Source organism: Enterovibrio sp. QJM3NY_24 (assembly GCF_057786035.1).
This window is the reverse complement of the sequence record NZ_CM173519.1, coordinates 1,836,111-1,853,809: the sequence shown is the minus strand read 5'-3', so window position 1 is coordinate 1,853,809 and position 17,699 is coordinate 1,836,111. Positions and strand designations below refer to the sequence as shown.

Annotated in this window: 17 protein-coding genes; 3 read left to right on the top strand and 14 right to left on the bottom strand. The window is 46.0% G+C overall.

The features are described 5' to 3' along the window. Window positions 1-23: 23 nt before the first annotated feature. The 9 genes from fnr to ccoN all read right to left on the bottom strand — a co-directional run bounded on the left by fnr (window position 24) and on the right by ccoN (window position 7,866). On the bottom strand, window positions 24-767 hold the full coding sequence (fnr, locus tag AC3CIC_RS08130) for a fumarate/nitrate reduction transcriptional regulator Fnr (protein ID WP_026023781.1): 744 nt from the start codon (window positions 765-767) through the stop codon (window positions 24-26). A gap of 66 nt (window positions 768-833) precedes the next feature. Then, complete coding sequence (locus tag AC3CIC_RS08125) at window positions 834-1,505, bottom strand: sulfite exporter TauE/SafE family protein (protein WP_488514274.1); 672 nt, start codon at window positions 1,503-1,505, stop codon at window positions 834-836. Continuing rightward, window positions 1,505-1,705 (bottom strand): cbb3-type cytochrome oxidase assembly protein CcoS, encoded by a 201-nt coding sequence (gene ccoS / locus AC3CIC_RS08120; protein WP_488514273.1) that lies wholly within the window; start codon window positions 1,703-1,705, stop codon window positions 1,505-1,507. Before ccoS ends, AC3CIC_RS08125 begins: the two co-directional genes overlap by 1 nt. Window positions 1,706-1,707: 2 nt before the next feature. Then, complete coding sequence (locus tag AC3CIC_RS08115; protein WP_488514272.1) at window positions 1,708-4,101, bottom strand: heavy metal translocating P-type ATPase; 2,394 nt, start codon at window positions 4,099-4,101, stop codon at window positions 1,708-1,710. Then, window positions 4,098-4,589 carry a FixH family protein gene (locus AC3CIC_RS08110; protein WP_016962130.1) on the bottom strand — a complete coding sequence of 164 codons (492 nt, stop codon included), beginning with the start codon at window positions 4,587-4,589 and terminating at the stop codon, window positions 4,098-4,100. The genes AC3CIC_RS08115 and AC3CIC_RS08110 overlap by 4 nt, the downstream gene beginning before the upstream one ends. A gap of 77 nt (window positions 4,590-4,666) precedes the next feature. Continuing rightward, on the bottom strand, window positions 4,667-5,635 hold the full coding sequence (ccoP, locus tag AC3CIC_RS08105; protein ID WP_488514271.1) for a cytochrome-c oxidase, cbb3-type subunit III: 969 nt from the start codon (window positions 5,633-5,635) through the stop codon (window positions 4,667-4,669). Further along, the gene (locus AC3CIC_RS08100; RefSeq protein WP_016962132.1) at window positions 5,632-5,805 is read right to left on the bottom strand and encodes a CcoQ/FixQ family Cbb3-type cytochrome c oxidase assembly chaperone; all 174 of its coding nucleotides are present in this window, start codon (window positions 5,803-5,805) and stop codon (window positions 5,632-5,634) included. Before AC3CIC_RS08100 ends, ccoP begins: the two co-directional genes overlap by 4 nt. A gap of 9 nt (window positions 5,806-5,814) precedes the next feature. Next, the gene (ccoO, locus tag AC3CIC_RS08095; RefSeq protein WP_016962133.1) at window positions 5,815-6,426 is read right to left on the bottom strand and encodes a cytochrome-c oxidase, cbb3-type subunit II; all 612 of its coding nucleotides are present in this window, start codon (window positions 6,424-6,426) and stop codon (window positions 5,815-5,817) included. 12 nt (window positions 6,427-6,438) lie between these two features. After that, window positions 6,439-7,866 carry a cytochrome-c oxidase, cbb3-type subunit I gene (gene ccoN, locus AC3CIC_RS08090; RefSeq protein ID WP_016962134.1) on the bottom strand — a complete coding sequence of 476 codons (1,428 nt, stop codon included), beginning with the start codon at window positions 7,864-7,866 and terminating at the stop codon, window positions 6,439-6,441. Window positions 7,867-8,141: 275 nt separating this feature from the next. On the opposite strand from ccoN, the gene AC3CIC_RS08085 reads away from it, so the two are divergent. Then, window positions 8,142-8,552: a hypothetical protein gene (locus AC3CIC_RS08085; RefSeq protein ID WP_488514270.1), complete on the top strand. Its 411-nt coding sequence runs from the start codon at window positions 8,142-8,144 to the stop codon at window positions 8,550-8,552. 115 nt (window positions 8,553-8,667) lie between these two features. Here AC3CIC_RS08085 and AC3CIC_RS08080 read toward each other — a convergent pair whose 3' ends face one another. After that, entirely contained in the window at window positions 8,668-9,243 is a 576-nt protein-coding gene (locus AC3CIC_RS08080) for a hypothetical protein (protein WP_488514269.1), read from the bottom strand. Window positions 9,244-9,463: 220 nt separating this feature from the next. Here AC3CIC_RS08080 and AC3CIC_RS08075 point away from each other — a divergent pair, with 220 nt between their 5' ends. Together AC3CIC_RS08075 and AC3CIC_RS08070 are read left to right on the top strand one after the other, a co-directional pair. Continuing rightward, window positions 9,464-10,657 carry an FIST signal transduction protein gene (locus tag AC3CIC_RS08075; RefSeq protein ID WP_488514268.1) on the top strand — a complete coding sequence of 398 codons (1,194 nt, stop codon included), beginning with the start codon at window positions 9,464-9,466 and terminating at the stop codon, window positions 10,655-10,657. Beyond that, window positions 10,654-12,741 (top strand): ATP-binding protein, encoded by a 2,088-nt coding sequence (locus AC3CIC_RS08070; RefSeq protein WP_488514267.1) that lies wholly within the window; start codon window positions 10,654-10,656, stop codon window positions 12,739-12,741. The genes AC3CIC_RS08075 and AC3CIC_RS08070 overlap by 4 nt, the downstream gene beginning before the upstream one ends. Window positions 12,742-12,870: 129 nt before the next feature. Here the strand turns inward: AC3CIC_RS08070 and AC3CIC_RS08065 are convergent, their stop codons facing one another. The 4 genes from AC3CIC_RS08065 to AC3CIC_RS08050 all read right to left on the bottom strand — a co-directional run bounded on the left by AC3CIC_RS08065 (window position 12,871) and on the right by AC3CIC_RS08050 (window position 17,651). Further along, window positions 12,871-13,764 carry a LysR family transcriptional regulator gene (locus AC3CIC_RS08065; RefSeq protein WP_016962140.1) on the bottom strand — a complete coding sequence of 298 codons (894 nt, stop codon included), beginning with the start codon at window positions 13,762-13,764 and terminating at the stop codon, window positions 12,871-12,873. Between the two features lie 67 nt (window positions 13,765-13,831). Further along, window positions 13,832-16,327 (bottom strand): nitric oxide reductase activation protein NorD, encoded by a 2,496-nt coding sequence (locus AC3CIC_RS08060; protein WP_488514266.1) that lies wholly within the window; start codon window positions 16,325-16,327, stop codon window positions 13,832-13,834. A 33-nt stretch (window positions 16,328-16,360) separates the two neighbouring features. Continuing rightward, a complete protein-coding gene (locus tag AC3CIC_RS08055; protein ID WP_488514265.1) occupies window positions 16,361-17,182 on the bottom strand; it encodes a CbbQ/NirQ/NorQ domain-containing protein in 822 nt (273 codons plus the stop codon). A 109-nt stretch (window positions 17,183-17,291) separates the two neighbouring features. Then, the gene (locus tag AC3CIC_RS08050) at window positions 17,292-17,651 is read right to left on the bottom strand and encodes a ribulose bisphosphate carboxylase small subunit (protein WP_016962143.1); all 360 of its coding nucleotides are present in this window, start codon (window positions 17,649-17,651) and stop codon (window positions 17,292-17,294) included. Between the last annotated feature and the right edge of the window lie 48 nt (window positions 17,652-17,699).

Below are 17,699 nucleotides of genomic sequence, written 5' to 3'. Positions count from 1 at the left end.
TTCAGTCAATTTGTCAGTATTGATTACTTACTGACACCTGCAAGGCGACTTAGCTCATCATGATCAAGAACGGTAATGTACTTACCCTTCACGCTCAACATTTCACTTTTCTGGAAACGACCAAGCAAGCGGCTGATGGTTTCCACCGTCAGACCAAGATAATTGCCAATATCACCACGTGTCATGGTCAAACGAAACTCTTTGGCTGAAAAACCACGCTGAGAGAAGCGCGTAGAAAGGCTATGTAAGAATGCAGCCAAGCGTTCTTCGGCATTTTTCTTCGAGAGCAGCAAAATCATTTCCTGATCACCTTTGATCTCGCTACTCATCAAACGCATGATTTGTTGGCGAAGTTTAGGCATTTTGCCCGAAAGGTCATCAAGGGTTTCAAACGGGATTTCGCACACCATTGAGGTTTCAAGTGCTTGAGCGAAACTTGGATGGGACATGTGATTAATGGCGTCAAAACCAACAAGATCACCGGCAAGATGGAATGCAGTAATTTGCTCATCACCTTGCTCAGTGATGGTATAGCTTTTGATCGTACCTGAACGGATTGCATACAAAGAACGAAGTGGATCACCTGCTTGAAACAGAGGCTGTCCTTTTTGAATTGGCTTCTTACGTTCAATAATTTGGTCAAGCTGATTTAGCTCACTTTCACTCAATGTGAAAGGAATGCAGAGCTGACTGATACTGCAGTCCTGACAATGGATTGCGCATCCGCCTGATTGAACTCTTTTAGTCATTATTTTGTCTTGAATCATGAGCCTGCTTAGCCAAATTGATTTGAGTCAATATTTTACCACTTCCACGTGATAAATCGACCCTTACTACAACTGATTGTATACAGAATAAGCGGTAACTATTCCGTACATTAGCAGTATTAACGATGAGAATCTTCGAAAAATCATGTTGTTAAGTAACTTCTTTAGTGACTCTGCGGAGGTGCCAACAAATAGCATTGCGGGCAGGGTGCCCAAGCCAAATGCGAGCATTATCAATAAACCATGAAACGCATTTCCTGATACAGCTGCCCAACTGAGCGCAGAATAGACAAGTCCGCAAGGTAGCCATCCCCAAACCATACCAAATGGTAAAGCCGCGAAGGGTGATTTTAAAGGAAGTAGTTTTGATGTGAGCGGAGAAATATGCCGCCACAGCCCTTTGCCTAGTCGCTCAACGTAAGACAACCCATTCCAGAATTGACCAATGTACAGCGCAAGTAAAATCATCATGATAGCGGCAGCTAGTCGCAACCAAATCAAACTTTGGCTAACGTGACTAACACCGACAATACCAGAAACAAGACCGCCACCAATTGCACCAATGATACCGTAAGATAAAAGTCTGCCGCCGTTATAGAAAAGAAGGTAAGGCAATTTATTCTGGCTGTTTGGTGTGCCGAATGAAACAGCGGCTGCTACGCCACCGCACATGCTCAGACAATGCCCGGCTCCCAAGATGCCAACCATAAACGCTGCAACAAGATCAGAGATTGGCATTACTTGTTTTCACTTCGCTCTGATGTGGCTGATGTGTTATTTGTTTCTGGCGTAAGCTTTTCATCGTCATCAAGAAGAATATTCATGCCTTGACGTTCTAGATCTTCAAATTGTTCGGATTTGACCGCCCAAATGAAGACGCCAACAGCAACACAAACAAGCATGATGGCGATAGGGATCAGAATATATAGGCTTTCCATAACTACTTGTCCTTGAATCTTTCGATGAGGTCTTTCTGGAACAGGCGCAGAGAGTTCGTGACAACGATAACAGAACTTGCGGACATGCCTGCCACTGCAACATAAGGTGCGACAAATCCCATCACAGCGAGAGGAAGAATGACAAGGTTGTAGCCTAACGCCCAAGCGAGATTCTGACGAATGATTTTTTGAGTGAACGCGGCAAGATGACGAGCATCAAGCAGCTTAGTCAAATCATCTCCGAGAAGAACCATATCAGCAGACGCTTTTGCTACATCTGTGCCGCCACCCATAGCCACAGAAAGATGTGCCCCTGCCAGAACAGGCGCATCGTTAACGCCATCCCCGATCATCATGGTGATTTGATCTTCAGGGAGTGATTTTAAGTAATCGAGCTTACCTTGAGGTGATACGCCTGATACAAGCTCATCAATACCGAGCTGATTTGCCACGGATGTCGCGGTTGCTGAGTTATCACCAGTTAACATGGTGACAGCGATGCCCGCTTCGTGGAATTTATTGATCAAGGTTTGGCTACTTTCGCGAATAGGGTCGACCAATTGAAATGATGCTATCTTTTTGCCACTGCAAGATAGCCAAATTTGATGATTGCTCGTTTCTGCTGCTCGCGTGTCAGAAAGGGCAAACTCAGGCTTACCAATGCGCCATTCCTGAGTTTGATAAGTGCCTTTAATGCCTTCGCCGATAACGTTTTCGACCTGTATCACGCCAGACGCCACGTTGATATTTTTAAATGCATCGGCGATAGGGTGATTCGCATACGATTCTAGGGCTGCTGCGATCGCTAATGCTTCACTCTTCTCTACATCGCTATAAACAGCTGTGTCAGCCAAAGTGACGTTGCCCTCGGTGAGGGTGCCTGTTTTATCGATAATCACACGATTAATCTTGGTCAAGGTTTCAAACACATGACCTCGACGAAGGAGAATCCCAAGCTTTCCGAATGTAGAGGTAGAACAAGTCAATGCAGTTGGTGTTGCCAAAGAAAGTGCACACGGACAAGTGGCGACAAGCACAGACAACATTATCCAAAACGCATCTTCAGGGCGATGGCTTTGCCAATACCACCATGTTAATGCTGAAATGAGCAAAATGACGGCGACAAAGTAACGTGCAACGATATCAGCAATTTCAGCGACACGCGGTTTAGCGAGTTGAGCTGCGTCTTGTAGCTGAACGATATGAGCGATCAAAGAGTCTTTTTTCTCCGCCGTTACTTCAACATTCACATTGCCGTCAATGTTAAGCGTACCAGCATACACCTTGTCGCCAAGCTGTCGTGACTCAGGCATGGATTCACCCGTAAGCATGGACTCATCGACGGTGGTAATACCTTCAACAATGACACCATCTGAAGGGAAGGGGTCGCCGGGGAGGACACGAACGACATGGCCAACGGTGAGAGATTTTGCTGGGATTTGTTCGCCAGAATCTAATGTTGCCAAACGCGGGATGAGTTTAAGCAGGTTTGCACTCGCTGCTGCCGCTGTTCTGCGTGCACGCATCTCAAGAAACCTTCCTACCAGCAGGAAGAACGTAAACATGGCGATAGACTCGAAAAACACTTCGCCTGTGCCGGTCACTGTCGCGTACAAACTGGCAAAATAAGCAAACAACAAAGCGATGGAGACAGGAACATCCATGCCTAACGTTCTTGCTTTTAGATTGCGCCAAGCATTGATGTAAAAAGGCATGGCGGAATACAGCAGAACTGGCGTGGCAAAAATAAGGCTAACCCAGCGAAAATAGTTACGAAATGACTCGTCCATGTCGCCAAATACTTCAAAGTACATGGCAATCGCCAGCATCATCACCTGCATGGTTGCCAATCCTGCAACCCCTAGCTTGTAGAGGTATTGCTTCATGGTGCGGTGATATTGTGCTTCTTGATTATCAGCTTCAAACGGAGCGGCTTTGTATCCTAAAGCATGAATTTTACTCAGAAGGGTGCTTAATTTTGCTTTGGACGGATCCCAGCGTAACGTGGCGCGATTCGTTGTTGTATTGACTTGAATGCGAGAGACGCCGTCTTGCGTGCTAATTTGTTTTTCGATCAACCAAGCACACGCTGCACACGAGACGCCATCGACAGAGAGTACAACTTCATCAATCCCGTTTTCATGACGGACAAATTCTTGCTGCACGTCTTCGTTGTCGTAAAGGCTGAGAGATTGAAGTTCGTCAGGAATAAGGTTGGCTTTTTCTGCTGGCGCGGTGCGATATTCGTAGTAAGAGGTTAGGCCGTTAGCAACGATGGTGGTGGCAACAGCCTCACAACCCGGGCAACACATTGTACGGTTTACGCCCTGGATCTCTACGTTATAAGAGTCGCCAGTAAGCACTGGCTCTCCACAGTGATAACAATCTTTTGTCATTCCTTGCTCTGACCATACAACTTAACTGGGTCTGAAGATGGGAAGTTTGCGCGGCCATTCAGTGCCCAGCTACCATCAAATGCATTGATTTCAACATACCAAGGCCCTTGCAGCGGTTCTACAAGAGCTAGACGATAACGACCGTTTTGGTCTGAGTTCACCATTTTCTCAATATCTTTGTCGGCGAGAGTACGGTGTTGAAAAGTCACTTTGATCGTAGGGAACTGAGCCAGCTCACCTTTGTCTAGGATAACAATGGCGTTGTCATCGGAAAGTGTTAAGCGTGCAGACAGTGACAATGCATCTGCTTGGCGAAGGCGAGAGAGATCTTGATTAATCCCTTTTCCCTCTTTGTAATAGTCTTCGGCGACGAGAGAAACCTGATTTTTACTGAAAAGTGTAAAAGTGAATAAGCTCGCAACGACGACGCTGCCGGGCAAGGCAATCAGGAACCAAGGCCAAAACTGCTTATACCATGGTTTGTTCATATCGCTTTCCTGTGTTTACGAATGTTCTTGGGTAAAAAAGCCCCCGCAAGCGGGGGCCTAACAATGACAACTTATTATTAGTTTTGCGGGTTTCCTAGCTGCCAAACATAAGCTGAAAGAAGCTGGATCTTATCTTCGTCCAGAATGTCTTTCCAAGCTGGCATCACACCTTGACGGCCATATCGAACAGTGTCTTCAACGGCTTTACGTGAACCACCAAACAACCAAATATTGTCTGTTAGATCCGGTGCACCAAATGCTGGGTTACCTTTACCGTCAGTGCCGTGACAAGCTGCACAAACAACGAAGCGTGTTTTACCTTTCGCGGCTTCTTCAGCGTTGACCTTACGACCTGAAAGGCTCAACGCATAGGCAGAAACTTCAGAAACGCCATCTTCGCCAAATGCCGCCAACCATGCAGGCATGTTACCGACGCGGCCGTGCAGAAGGGTAGCCTTAATGGTTTCTGGTTCCCCGCCATACAGCCATGCACTGTCTGTTAGGTTAGGAAAGCCAGATTGACCGCGAGCATCCGAGCCGTGGCATTGTGCACAGTTCTGAATGAATAGGCGTTGGCCAACTTTAACGGCTTCTGGGTTCTTCGCTATTTCAGTGATGTCGAGAAGCTCATCCGTACCCGGCTTGTAAGCCAGCTTGCGGAATGTTTCACCAAACACGGCGTTTGCTGCATTAAGCTCACGTGCGTATTGGTCAATCCCTTGGCTGTTTGCCAAAAGCTCACGAGATTCTTCGATGTTACTGACATTCTGCGCAGAACTCTGCCAACCAAACAAACCCTTATAGTTCCCTAAGCCTGGGTAAAGAGCCAAGTAAACCACGCCAAACACAATAGTGGCCCAAAACATATAGGACCACCATTTCGGTAGCGGGTTGTTCAGCTCACGAATACCGTCGTATTCGTGTCCCATATCCTCACCGTCAGCAATACCTTTTAGGTCTTTACTGCACCATATAACCAGTGCAGCACAACCAATTAGCGTCGCGACGACAATGACAGTGATGAATAGACTCCAAAATGTTGTCATTTGTTATCTTCTCCTGTCTTTTTAAGTCCTTTTTCCTCATCAGCGAAGACAAGGTTTGCAGCTTCGTCAAATTCCGTTTTACGACGACCGCTGTACGCCCAAAGCGCAATCACAATGAAGCACACAAAAATCACAAGTGTCCAGATACTGTGGAACGATACAATTTCCATAACAGTCCCTTACTTCATTGCATGGCCGAGAGATTGTAGATACGCAATCAACGCATCCATCTCTGTTTTTCCTTGAACGTCAGCTTGCGCGTTCGCTATTTGCTCATCCGTGTATGGCACGCCAAACATGTCTCGGAAAACCGTCAGTTTTTTCTCTGTCAGATCCCCAGTTAACACATTTTCAGCTAACCAAGGGAAACCTGGCATGTTTGATTCAGGCACAACCGCACGTGGGTTGATTAGGTGAACGCGATGCCACTCGTCAGAGTAACGTTCGCCAACACGCGCCAAATCTGGACCAGTACGCTTAGAGCCCCACAGGAATGGATGCTCCCAAACGCTTTCACCAGCAACAGAGTAGTGCCCATAGCGCTCTGTTTCGGCACGGAATGGACGGATCATTTGGCTGTGACAAACGTTACAACCTTCTCGGATGTAGATATCACGACCTTCCATTTCCAGAGCCGTGTAAGGGCGCAGGTTGTCGACAGGTTCAGTGGTTTGCTTTTGGTACAGTAGAGGGGTTATTTCCACCAATGCACCCAAGCTGATCGCAATGATCGTTAAGATTGCAAAAAGACCAACGTTCTTCTCTACAATTTCATGACGACTAGAACTCATTCGTTGGTCTCCTTATGCGGGTTCTTCAATGGCTTTCAAGCTAGCTTCCGGCGCAGTGATGGTTTTGTAGGCGTTGTATGCCATCAAAAACATGCCTGAAAGGAAGATAACCCCACCAACAAAGCGAACAAAATAGAACGGGTAAGAAGCTTCCAGCGACTCAACGAAGCTGTAAGTCAATGTTCCGTCAGTATTCACCGCACGCCACATCAGACCTTGCATTACACCTGAAATCCACATCGCGACGATATACAAAACAGTACCGACGGTTGCGAGCCAGAAGTGAACGTTGATTAGGCTCAAAGAGTACATACGCTCTTGACCAAACAATTTAGGAATAAGGTGGTAAACAGCACCAATCGATACCATCGCAACCCAGCCTAAAGCACCTGAGTGTACGTGACCAATGGTCCAGTCAGTGTAGTGGGATAGGGCATTCACTGTCTTAATAGCCATCATTGGCCCTTCGAACGTAGACATACCGTAGAACGACAGAGATACAATCAAGAAGCGAAGGATTGGGTCATAACGAAGTTTATGCCAAGCACCAGATAGCGTCATGATACCGTTGATCATGCCACCCCAAGAAGGAGCAAACAGAATGATCGACATAACCATACCCAAAGACTGAGTCCAGTCTGGAAGTGCGGTGTAGTGCAGGTGGTGAGGACCCGCCCAAATGTAGAGCGATACTAGCGCCCAGAAATGCACAATCGATAGACGGTAGGAATAAACTGGGCGACCTGCTTGCTTAGGGACGAAGTAATACATCATACCCAAGAAGCCAGCGGTCAAAAGAAAACCTACGGCGTTATGTCCGTACCACCACTGAATCATGGCATCAATGGCACCGGCGTAAATCGAATAAGACTTCATGCCTGAAACAGGGATCGCCATACTGTTGACGATATGTAACACCGCAACGGTTAGGATGAAGGCTCCGAAAAACCAGTTCGCGACATAAATATGGGATGTCTTTCGCTTAATCATGGTTCCGAAGAAAACCACAGCGTATGCGACCCATACAACCGCTATTAAGATATCGATTGGCCATTCCAATTCTGCATATTCTTTACTGGTGGTATAACCCAACGGTAACGAAATTGCTGCAGACAGAATAACTGCTTGCCAACCCCAGAAGGTAAACTCAGCCAGCTTGCCTCCGAATAAACGCGTTTGACATGTGCGCTGAACAACGTAGTAAGACGTTGCGAACAATGCACTTGTACCGAAACCAAAGATGACTGCATTGGTATGCAGTGGTCTTAGTCGGCTATATGTCAGGTAAGGAATATCGAAGTTTAGCGCGGGCCATACCAACTGAGATGCAATGAGAACACCAACACCCATGCCCACAATGCCCCACAATATTGTTACTAGGGTAAATTGACGGACAACGCGGTAGTTGTATTCCAGTTCAAGCTGCTTATCTTGGCTCATATTGCATGCTTCCACTTTTTGATTACTACACTCACGTAAAAACAACGTGACTTTTACGTCACAATGCCACCCAGGAGCAATGCAATGCGAATAGTGATTGATTTATACCCACTTGATGCATTCCATTGCTATTTCTTTGTAAAAGTGGCATTTTCGGTATCGATAATACTTCACTTAATCAGTTAAATACAGGCCTCTACCCACAGACGGTTTACCCTTAGGTAACATTTATATTAAAACTTTGAGCTCTGTAACACGGGAAAAGTAAAGATCTTATGGCTGCAGAAAAATTAACCACCGCTCGTTTAATACAAATATTAGTCGTTATGGCTGTACTTATTGCTGCTTTTGTTTGGCGAACCATTGACTATTCTAGTTCAAAAAACACACTTACTTGCACGATGTTGGCGGATAAATGCCAAGTTTCACTGAAAGGTGAAAAGGTTCATATTCAATATGATAAACAAGGGGATGCAGGGGGTTCTGTGGTGGTTTTCTCACCAGCAACACCGTCGTCTTTGCAAGTGAATGTAGATTCAGATAATAGTGTTTTGATTGCGCATGAAGTCGTCGTAATGGGTAATAAACGTGCTTATATTTATGCTTTACCTGACAGTGTTAAATATGGGGCAGCGCATAAATTCATTTTGCACATTGATCAAGATCAAATAGAAATTAACTTTTAACATTAAATTAATGTTTGTGCGATTTAAGTTAACATTTTGGCTATTGGATGACTATTTTGATCGAATTGACTGAATCTAGTAAAAAAGCAGCGACAGATGGCTTTTTTACTGCAAATCAATCTGAGGAATTCTTAAAGTAGAAAGCTTGTCTATGTACCGCTTTAGCCTGCTGTGAGGTCAAGTAGTGTGTTAGATTTGACGCACTCGTTGCAATATCGCTCTGTGTTGTGTCGTTATCCTCTTCGTCCTTGTCATTTAACGACACCAAAACATAGTTGACTCTAAATCCATTACATTTTTCGTCATCATGGGCGCGTGAACACAAAGCCAAATGTAATGCTTTAAGTGAGTCGGGCGCTTGAGGCTTCTGAGCAACAATGACATAAGTAATGCAGAGTTCTTGCCGCGGCTCTTGTGAAAGTTCTGAGGAAGTATTTTGAGGTCGAGCACAAGAAAAAAATCGCTCATCAAGTGGCATCCGAATGTCTTCGATTTCGGACTCTGAGACCATGACCACAATGCCATCGATTAATGATACGCAGCGTTGTGTCCACTCTATTTCTTCTGCAAGCATGGCTTGGTTCTTCGGTGAGCAATAGCGGTAACGCACCCTAGGTTCTTCTGCCGCAATGGCATAGCCTTCTTGATCGTCATCAGTCAGATAGACGACGATATTTCCTTTTTCGGCCAATCGCTTGCTTATACGTTGACCAAGAGGTTGCTGTGTATTAATGACGAGATATAGCTGGCTGTCCATCGCGAGCAAAATTTTGACTTACAATGTCGCAATTCTATCGTCTATTAATAGAGAATTCAGTGATTAAACGAAAAGAATGAAGCGAAAGACTGGTCATAGCAGAAGGGAGAACGCTATTATTAATTTAATTGCCGCAACACTATAGAAATCACCCATGAGAATTGCGACATCGTCGTCTACCGATTTAAATGCCGCTTCTGCCGTCAAGGCCATCAAGGAAGAGATTCGCAAGAAAATCTCGTCTCCTTCGCTAATGCTTGTCTACTACACCGAAACCCAAGACGTCCAAAGCATCAAAAATGAATTTAAGAAGCAATTTCCTGACACCTATATCATTGGGTGTTCGTCATGCCGAGGCACGATGACAGATAAAGGATATGTGGGTGACCACAACATTGCAGCTTGGGCAGTTCAAGATGAATTTGGTGCTTATGGCAGCGCGCTGTGCAATTTATCCTCAGAAAACGACGTGTTTTTGCAAGCTAAGCTAGTGCTCCAACGCGCCATTGATAGTAGTGGGCGTCCTGGAGAGCTCCCTGCGCTTATCACACTTCATACCACGCCAGGACATGAAGAGACCATACTCCGCGCGATCACCAGTGAGTTAGGCGTAAACGTCCCCATTATCGGTGGTACCGCTGCCGATGATGGAGTGAGCGGCAATTGGTCACTGTTTGATAGTGACAACGTCACGAGTAATGGTATAGCCATGGCGGTGTTTTTTCCGTCTGCTCGGGTGAGCTATTCTTTCCATAGTGGGTATGCCTCTCTAGGGGACAGTGCTGTGGCAACACGAATAGACGGCAGAACCTTGTTGGAATTAAACGGTCAGCCTGCCGCAGAGGTTTATGCAAACTGGTTTCAGAACGCGACAGGAAGAGTCATTGATAACGACGATTTGTTCGCTCAGTCAACCTTGTTCCCCTTAGGTCGACAAACGGGAACAATCCATGGCATGCCGTATTACACACTCTCGCATCCTGCGTCTGTGTCGGAGGACGGTGGCATCCAAATGTTCTGTAACCTTGGTGAGGGTGAAACCGTACATTTTATGTCTGGAACCACAGAAATGCTGGTTTCCCGTGCAGGTCGCGTTGTTGATTCTGCCAATGACCATGACAAAAATCCCCGTGATCCAATCGGAGGCATCGCCATTTATTGTGCAGGGTGTATGCTCCACGTAAGAGATTCATTGAACGATGTTGCGGCGAACATGAGTTTGTCTATGCACCAAGCTCCTTTCATCTGCCCATTTACGTTTGGTGAGCAAGGGCAGTTTCTTGGAGGAGAGATTGCTCATGGAAATTTGATGATCTCTGCAGTTTTGTTTCACAAGGATGAGTTATGACAAGCGCTGTATCAGAGAAGTTACAGGAAACGTTATTTGAATTAAATCGCGTTGAAGAACGAGAGCATAAATTCAAAGAAGAGAATCGCGCCATCCTTTCGGCGATCTCTGCGATGTCTGGTGCCAGCAATAAAATTGAAGTGTTCAATACGCTACTTAAAGTGATTGAACGTTATGTCGCGTTTGATAATGCTTTGGTGCTTACGCGTAACAAAGATACCGAAGACAGGTATTCCTGTTTAGTGTCGACGTCTCATGAAGTGGAGAAATTTCATTGGCGAGATGGTGGAACATTTTCACGTTGCGTGAACGGTCAGACTGTCATTTTATATGCCCCGGAGCGTGTTCAAGAATTTAGCTTGTTGGAGCCGATAGATTTTGAATCCTGCCGGTCTACCCTGATCACTGGTATGACAGTCAACGCCAGCGAATCAATACTATTGCTATTTTCTTCCGATAGGGGCGGTTTTGATACCAAAGCGCAGCAAGTTATCGAGCGTTTTCGCCCGTTGATTGAACGCACCATTATTGATATCGACTATCGAGAGCGTTTGCAGTGCCTCGTTTCGGTCAAGACGCAAGAATTGACAGCGAGTCGTCAGCGCTTTAGGGACTTCGCAAAAACAGCCGGTGATTGGTTCTGGGAAATTAATAACAATCTTCAGTTTACGTATCTCTCTTCTCCATCCAACGAATCGTTATCAGCCGAGCCTCAGGCGATCATGGGTCAACTCAATCGACAACCTGACGTCAAAAATAAACTGCTCGATTTAATTCAAGTAGAGGAGCCATTCTCTGAAGTCGAGTGGAAAGTCTACAATCAAGGGGCGGAGCAATGGATAAGCCTTTCTGGTCGCCCTTACTATGATAAACGCGGAAACTGTATGGGTTTTCGGGGCACCGCAAAAGACATCACGATACGGAAGCAGCGTCTGCATGAGCTGCAACAAGCCAGGCAGCAAGCAGAATCTGCTAACGCGGCAAAATCTCAGTTTCTTGCGATGATGAGTCATGAGATCCGCACGCCCCTCAATGCCGTGATGGGGTTGTTGGATGCACTACAACAATCCCCCATCAATGAAGAGCAAGAAACGTGGGTGTTACAAATGGACAAGTCTGCCCAACTGCTTCTGACGATTATCAATGACGTACTCGATTTATCGCGTGTAGAGTCAGATCGGTTTGCTTTGCACCCAGAGAACATCAATCCAAGAGAAAGCGTCACGGTGGTGTTTAATCAACTGAAAGAAGTCTCTTCGGGCAAAGACATCAAGTTGGACGTTGAGGTTGCTGACAACGTGCCCAAGCTCATCTATCAAGATGGGAACCGTTTTACGCAAATATTGTTGAACCTTGTAGGCAATGCAGTCAAGTTTACTGAGACAGGAAAAGTGCAGGTTTTCATGCACGCCGAGGGGAACACACTCAAGCTTGCCGTAAAAGATACGGGCATAGGCATAAGCCATAATAGGAAGAAAGATATCTTCCAGCCTTTTACTCAGGCGGATGGCAGTATCACACGCCGATACGGTGGGACAGGGTTAGGCCTTTCTATCTGTAAGAAACTGGTATCGATGATGAAAGGGTCTATCGACTTTGACAGTCAACCGGGTGTGGGTACGACGTTCTATATTGATATTCCTTTGATCAAACCGTTGCCACAAGAAATCGTACACAAAGACAAGTCGGAAGAGAGCAAATTGAAGCCAATGAAGATATTGGTTGCAGAAGACAGCAAAGCAAACCAAATGGTCGTCAAATTGATGCTGGAAAAAGCGGGTCATCACGTTGTAGTGGCAAACAATGGTCAAGAGGCTATTGATATGATCGACGAGGACAAAACCCAGTTTGATATTATTTTAATGGATATGTCGATGCCAGTGCTTTGCGGCATAGAGGCGACAAAGCAGCTTCGTGCGAAAGGATGTCAATTGCCGATTATTGCACTTACGGCTAATGCCATGAATGAAGATAAAGAGAAGTGTCTTCAAGCAGGGATGGATGATTTCGTTACCAAGCCAATCCGCTCTGTCGTGCTTAGACGGGCGTTACAACGTCACGTGCCTAGTCATGCTACAACCTAAGCGATTCAGTCAGGTTATTTTAGGAATAATTTGAACGCATCTCACCTGTTTATTAGTGACGTTGTCACCTATTTTTGTATTTTAATACATTAAGTTAGGGTTTTTATGATGCTTTTTGGTCTGATGTCACTACAGATCTGGTGCAACCCGCAGTAAGTAATCTCTAAACGCTATCGCAATCGGAGACAGTTTCTTTTCTTTTCGATGCACCAGATACCAGTGCCGTATTATCGGCATATTCTCAACATCAAGTACCTTCAGTCGGTTTGCCTCTAACTCAAGCTCAATGGTATGACTCGACACGATCCCCAAACTCAATCCCGCAGATACTGCCTGCTTAATCGCCTCACTCGCGCTCATTTCTGCCGCGACAATTAACGATAATCCGTGATTGTGGAAAAAACGCTCAATGGAAAAACGTGTTCCTGAACCTTGCTCACGAACGACCATGGGCTCTCTAGCAATGCGTGACAGCGGTATGTTGGTTTCTTGGCAAAGTGGATGATTAACTGGCGCGACAACAACAAGGGGATTTTCCATAAATACCGTCGCGTTCAATTCAAGCTCTTCTGGTGGCTTTCCCATAATGGCTAAATCACAGCCATTGCTCTTGAGATCTTTCAGAAGGTTTTCTCGATTGGTCACTTTGAGACTGAGTTTGATGTCAGGGTGTTGCTGGGAAAACGAAGCGAGTAAACGCGCAGCAAAGTAATTGGCTGTGCTGGCGACGGTAATATTCAACTTGCCAGTAGAAAGCGTCTTCATGCTATCAAAGACATCTTCTGCATCACGCAGTTGCTGAGATATCCGCTCGCAATAGCCAAGCAGTTCTTCGCCGGCTTCCGTCAAAAACAAGGATTTACCTAGCTGCTCAAACAAGGCCAAGCCAATGTTGTCTTCGAGTTGCTTAATCTGCATAGACACAGCGGGTTGCGTGAGATGTAGCTCTTCGGCGGCTCGTGTATAACTAGAGTGCGTTGCTACCGCTTGGAAGATGTTCAGTTGTCGCAGGGTCAGATGCATAATACGTCCTTGTCTTAATCCGCACGTGTTGTTTCAGTCATTCCCTATGTACTGAAAAGAACGCTCTCTAACCCGCTCGCTTGGTAAGAGAGGCAAACAGATTTGGAAGAACATCGGGCAGTTGCGTCACACGATCCACTACAGTGTAATGACCTTGCCCAAAGACCTGACAGACATAATTGTCCGCGTTCGGATCGATCGTCAGGCAATAGGGAATGACGCCCTGACTGCAAAGCTCCTCGACTGCACGTCGGGTATCGGCTTGAAGATAAAGCGGATCACGAACATCAATGTCGGCAGGCTCTCCATCACTTACCAATAACAGTAGTTTCTTACGTTGTGGTTGTTGAGCCAAAAATGTTTTGGCATGACGCAACGCTGCGCCCATGCGTGTCGATAGGCCGCCTTTTATGCCCGCTAGCCGTGATTTGGCAGCATCATCGTATTCATCTTCAAAGTCTTTCACTCTCTGATATTGGACATCATGCCTTCCATTTGATGAAAACCCGTGTATGGCAAACGCATCACCAATACCATCTAGTGCGCTTGCCAACATGACCGTAGCTTCTTGAGCGACATTGAGAATGGTGCGGCTCTCAATGTCGTTGGGGATAGCATCAAGTGTTGATTGTGAAAGGTCGAGTAGTACCAATACAGCGAGGTCTCGTTCTTGGCGTTTAAGGCGCAGATCAATGTTCATGTCTGGCAGTGCGCCACGTCTAAGCTCTTTCATGGCTTCAATGGCCGCGTCTAGGTCCAATCCATCGCCTTCATATTGCTTGCGTAACCGAATTAAGCCTTTAGGTTGCAGCGCTTCAACCATAGCTTTAATTCTTCGTACCAAGATTTGACGTTTGGCAATAATACGGTCGATATCTTCAGCATTACCCTTAGGTACGCGTCTCTCTGTGAGGGTTACCCATGCAGGACGATGCGCGTCTAAACCGTAGTCCCATTCTGGATAGAGAAATGGCGGAGAGGTCCGTTCTTTTGCTTCTTGTTCATTCATGCTGACATTTTCCGGATCGCCATCTCGGAAAAACTCAGATTCCAGCACCCAAATTTCTTGCGCGTTTTCATCTGCCAATTCGCAGTCAATTTCGTTCACCATCTCCATGACAGAGACCGTTCGTTTAACCTGACGTTGGTGTTGGATCTCCCACCGAATGATATCAGCAGTTGTTTGGCGCCAAAGGTATTGATTGTCGTCTCGATAGACGATTAATGGGCGCAATGAGAATGGGGCGACTGACCTTTCACATTCATCTATAACCTTAAGCTCACGAGCCAGCCAGCAGCCTAACTGTTCAATACCTTCAAAGTGCCCATCAGGCATGTCACGCTTCATCAATGCTGTGAATTTTCTGAGTGATAACTCAACGAGCGGGTGAGGGTTTGTTTCTTCAATGTCCATATTGAGTAAAGCGACGCTGATACATTGAAGCGTTAACTTAGGGTTTGAAGACTGTTGTGGAGACTGTCGTATTGAAGGCAGCGGCGAATATTGACGGAGAAGCCCTAACCACAGTGATTTAAGACCCGGGAATATCCGTATCGCCAATGCTTCAACGCGGGCATCTTCAAACAATTCAATGCATACACGTTCAAGGGCGTTGTACTCTTTACTGACACGAGGGCGGCTATATCGAAGATGAGCTGCACAATGGGCTGCCATCGCGCGATACACTTGCTTTTCTGATTTGCGACAAGGCAATGACGGTGAGTTTGAATGGTCATCGCAATCGATAGCATCCGGCAGAAGAATAACGCCATTTTCAATCGTGGCACCAGCGTTGCTAATAACACCCGAATCTACTTTCGCGTTTGTTGAATCTTCAATGGCATATCTATCAATATTGCTAATGGCCGTATAGCAACTGGCAATAGGCCGCATGAAGAATTCTTTACCCCAAACGGCGCGTAAGAAAAACTGTAATTGTCGCTGAATGTCAGAAAATAGTGTCCCACGACGTTGTTGTTGAAACACGGTTTGGCTTTCTGTCGATGATAATGAAAAGTAAGCATCAATAGCCGCAGCATTGTTTGCATGGGCGTTTACCCCAAAATTAGCCCAATACTTGAAACCAGATAAGGGCAACACATCTAACAACATCGGCGCATTGTCCAATAGCGTTTTTAGATTGCGTGGCGCCTTTAAAGCCAACGTTTCAATGAGCGCCAAATATGCAGTGAATTCTTCCCTTGAGTTTACGTGGGGCGCTACCTTCGGTAAGGACTCCAGAAACTGAATCAATCGCTCTGCACTGACCCATTTACCAAGTTCAGACAAGCTATGTAGAACGTTCTTAGTGACATTGTCACTTGTGTCACCATGAGGATATTGATAAACGTTAGGGATAGAACAAACCCAAGCTTGAATGAATATATTTGATTGTTTATTAGCGATAAATTGTTCAGTTTCACTCAAATATTGTCGCAACTCATCAGGACTAAGTAAGCGTTGAGCATTGTCTAGAGCTTCATTTACAAGCGTGTTAAGGGCACCATGGCTTTGCAATATTGCCTTGGTTTGATGAATAGATAAAACTGGCTCGTTTGTCATGGTATTCGCTCCCTCAATCACCCACTTATTCAGTTAGAAGCATCCCGATACGGTCGCATCCAAGGTCTCACGAATATCAGGGTCATCGCTCAATGGACGAACCAGGGCCATATGACACGCTGAAATAGCAGGTATCCCTTGAGAGATCAGTTGAGCGGTGTAAACCAGAAGCCGTGTAGAAATGCCTTCGGTTAACCCATGTCCCACTAAGTTTCTGGCATGATGCGCGATTTGAATGAGCCGACGCGCTGTATCTTGGTCAATGCCGGTTTCGTGACAGACAATCTGCATTTCGGTTTCTTCGTCAGGATAGGTAAATTCCAACGCGGCAAAGCGCTGCTTGGTGGACGTTTTCAGATCTTTCATCAAGGTCTGATAGCCGGGGTTGTAAGAAATCACCAGCTGGAAATCTGGATGAGCGGTTAACAGTTCGCCTTTCTTTTCTAACGATAGCGATCGCCTATAGTCTGTCAGCGAATGAATCGCGACCGTGGTATCTTGCCGAGCTTCAACCACTTCATCGAGATAACAAATTGCGCCTATACGAGCAGCGAGGGTAAGCGGACCGTCTTGCCAATATGTTCCGTTAGCATCAAGCAAGTAGCGGCCAATAAGATCAGAAGCCGTCATGTCTTCATGGCAGGAAATGGTGATTAATGGTCTACCTAAACGCCATGCCATATGTTCAATAAAACGCGTTTTCCCACAGCCTGTAGGACCTTTTAGCATCATAGGAATACGGGACTGATAGGCGGCTTGATAAAGCGTAATTTCGTTACCTGCTTCCTGATAGTAGGGTTCTTTGTCAATGGTGTATTGATGATGCGAAGGCATCGCTTGTATTGGTTGAGTCATTACTGGCCTCCGTGTTGTGATGTCATCTTGGCGGGAAAAAGGACTGGGTCAGAACGGGAGTGGATAGAATGCTCTGCCCAGTCAAAAGGACTTATCATGAAAAAATTGGCTATTCGAAACCAGGGGCCCGATAAATCACCATCGATGCCCCCTGACTTTGCGCCAAGTTGTCGTATCCCACTAATCTCACGTGGTGATCAGGGTTTAAGTTATGGCAAAGCTGTGCCTCGTTGAGAATGGTATCCACATCAGTTTCGCCAAACATCGGCAACTTCCACATATACCAATACGCACCACTGGCTTCCTCTGGCTCCGAATGCTCAATAGCAGGGTTCCAACCTTTGCTGACAATGTATTGCACTTGTCGACGGATCTGCTCGGCGGTCATCCGCGGCAGATAAGAAAACGTTTCAAATTTTCGGCTATGTTTGTCCGTCAAACGCGACGGGTAATCCATCACTTCGCTCATGGTATGGCTCCTTTAATGCTTGGTATTGTCACTCTTCACGTTATGCAT

What these genes read in the sequence shown, in the direction of transcription:
- fnr (WP_026023781.1), bottom strand. Translation starts at nt 767, where the DNA reads ATGATTCAAGACAAAATAATGACTAAAAGAGTTCAATCAGGCGGATGC.
- AC3CIC_RS08125 (WP_488514274.1), bottom strand. Translation starts at nt 1,505, where the DNA reads ATGCCAATCTCTGATCTTGTTGCAGCGTTTATGGTTGGCATCTTGGGA.
- ccoS (WP_488514273.1), bottom strand. Translation starts at nt 1,705, where the DNA reads ATGGAAAGCCTATATATTCTGATCCCTATCGCCATCATGCTTGTTTGT.
- AC3CIC_RS08115 (WP_488514272.1), bottom strand. Translation starts at nt 4,101, where the DNA reads ATGACAAAAGATTGTTATCACTGTGGAGAGCCAGTGCTTACTGGCGAC.
- AC3CIC_RS08110 (WP_016962130.1), bottom strand. Translation starts at nt 4,589, where the DNA reads ATGAACAAACCATGGTATAAGCAGTTTTGGCCTTGGTTCCTGATTGCC.
- ccoP (WP_488514271.1), bottom strand. Translation starts at nt 5,635, where the DNA reads ATGACAACATTTTGGAGTCTATTCATCACTGTCATTGTCGTCGCGACG.
- AC3CIC_RS08100 (WP_016962132.1), bottom strand. Translation starts at nt 5,805, where the DNA reads ATGGAAATTGTATCGTTCCACAGTATCTGGACACTTGTGATTTTTGTG.
- ccoO (WP_016962133.1), bottom strand. Translation starts at nt 6,426, where the DNA reads ATGAGTTCTAGTCGTCATGAAATTGTAGAGAAGAACGTTGGTCTTTTT.
- ccoN (WP_016962134.1), bottom strand. Translation starts at nt 7,866, where the DNA reads ATGAGCCAAGATAAGCAGCTTGAACTGGAATACAACTACCGCGTTGTC.
- AC3CIC_RS08085 (WP_488514270.1), top strand. Translation starts at nt 8,142, where the DNA reads ATGGCTGCAGAAAAATTAACCACCGCTCGTTTAATACAAATATTAGTC.
- AC3CIC_RS08075 (WP_488514268.1), top strand. Translation starts at nt 9,464, where the DNA reads ATGAGAATTGCGACATCGTCGTCTACCGATTTAAATGCCGCTTCTGCC.
- AC3CIC_RS08070 (WP_488514267.1), top strand. Translation starts at nt 10,654, where the DNA reads ATGACAAGCGCTGTATCAGAGAAGTTACAGGAAACGTTATTTGAATTA.
- AC3CIC_RS08065 (WP_016962140.1), bottom strand. Translation starts at nt 13,764, where the DNA reads ATGCATCTGACCCTGCGACAACTGAACATCTTCCAAGCGGTAGCAACG.
- AC3CIC_RS08060 (WP_488514266.1), bottom strand. Translation starts at nt 16,327, where the DNA reads ATGACAAACGAGCCAGTTTTATCTATTCATCAAACCAAGGCAATATTG.
- AC3CIC_RS08055 (WP_488514265.1), bottom strand. Translation starts at nt 17,182, where the DNA reads ATGACTCAACCAATACAAGCGATGCCTTCGCATCATCAATACACCATT.
- AC3CIC_RS08050 (WP_016962143.1), bottom strand. Translation starts at nt 17,651, where the DNA reads ATGAGCGAAGTGATGGATTACCCGTCGCGTTTGACGGACAAACATAGC.